We start from the raw sequence: 1,058 nt of genomic DNA, 5'->3' as shown, positions 1-1,058 counted from the left end.
TAGAGTCTGTCAGCGGTAAGCGGAATCGATTGTGGATTCCCTCCTGACGTCGTTTGTGATTCAAGATCATTACTGGATACGGAGGCCAGTAATGATGGCGAGACCTCTATCTCTTGATTTGCGAACACGGGTTGCGGTTGCCTTGGCGGACGGGATGTCGGTTCGCGCGGCGGCGGAGCGGTTTGACATATCGGCGGCGAGCGCGGTTCGGATCGGACAACTGCATCGCTCGGGCAAGGGACTTCTGCCTTGCAAGATGGGTGGTCATGTCCAGCCGGTGCTCAAAGGCGCTGCGGCGGACGCGGTCCGCCAGCGGCTGTCAGCGAAGTCCGACTGGACGGTGCGTGCCCTGGCCACAGAGCTGAAGTCGGTCGGGATCAACGTCTCCCACGACACGGTCTGGCGGTTCCTGCGCAAGGAAGGCAAAACCTTTAAAAAAAACGCTGGTGGCAAGCGAGCAGGACAGGCCGAAGGTGGCTCGGTTCCGGACCCGCTGGAAGACCCATCAGCATCGGCTTGATCCGGATCGGCTTGTCTTCATTGACGAAACCTGGGTCAAGACGAACATGACGCGCACCTACGGCTGGTGTCAGCGGGGAGAGCCGCTGATCGCAAAGGTTCCACATGGTCACTGGAAGACGCTGACCTTCCTGGCTGGCCTGCGATGCGACAGCATTGTCGCTCCCTTCGTGCTTGATGGCCCCATCAACGGCGTCGCATTCACCGCATGGGTCCAACAATGCCTGGTTCCGAATCTGAAAGCGGGGGACATCGTTATCCTGGACAATCTGGGCAGCCACAAAGGAAAGCCCGCACGTGACGCGATCCCCGCGACGCCGGCGCCCGCCTCTTCTTCCTGCCACCCTACAGTCCCGACCTGAACCCCATCGAGATGATGTTTGCAAAGCTCAAAACGCTCGTTCGCAAAGCCGAAGAACGAACCGTCGAAACAACATGGAGGCGCATCGGTGAGCTCCTCAACGCATTCACCCCGCAGGAATGCTCAAACTATCTCAGGCATGCAGGATATGGTTCAAAATAAACCTGACGGACTCTAG

Annotated in this window: 1 pseudogene; it reads left to right on the top strand. The window is 58.7% G+C overall.

Features of this window, described 5'->3' with window-relative positions:
• Positions 1-94 precede the first annotated feature (94 nt).
• A pseudogene (locus Q8Q08_08590) lies at positions 95-1,042 on the top strand (IS630 family transposase).
• Positions 1,043-1,058: the final 16 nt, after the last annotated feature.

This window comes from Candidatus Omnitrophota bacterium, from assembly GCA_030688425.1.
Classification (GTDB): domain Bacteria; phylum Omnitrophota; class Gorgyraeia; order Zapsychrales; family JANLHA01; genus JAUYIB01.
The sequence above is the reverse complement of the archived record's forward strand: the minus strand, read 5'-3'. Positions and strand labels throughout refer to the sequence as shown.